The sequence below is a fragment of the Lentilactobacillus hilgardii DSM 20176 = ATCC 8290 genome (assembly GCF_000159315.1).
Classification (GTDB): domain Bacteria; phylum Bacillota; class Bacilli; order Lactobacillales; family Lactobacillaceae; genus Lentilactobacillus; species Lentilactobacillus hilgardii.
In genome coordinates this window covers 1-230 of sequence record NZ_GG670091.1, presented here as the reverse complement: position 1 = coordinate 230, position 230 = coordinate 1, and the positions used below count along the sequence as shown (strand labels likewise).

Below are 230 nucleotides of genomic sequence, written 5' to 3'. Positions count from 1 at the left end.
CTGGTTGGATATTATTTGATTTTCCAACTTCATATTACTTCCCATACGATCTTGTTACTCTTCTTCGTGTCATTGTTTTATCAAATCGGCCGAGCAACCTTGGAGTTTACGCCTTGGAATGTTTTTCCGTTTATTCCCGATTTAGACGAAATTGTGACGAAGCGTCGCCGAGCCGGTATTTTTGCCGCAGTGATGAGTTTTACTCGGAAATCAACGGTGGCAGTAGCAAC

Annotated in this window: 1 pseudogene; it reads left to right on the top strand. The window is 42.6% G+C overall.

The features are described from left to right. Nucleotides 1-230 (top strand): annotated as a pseudogene (locus HMPREF0519_RS13000) (MFS transporter); the annotation flags it as partial.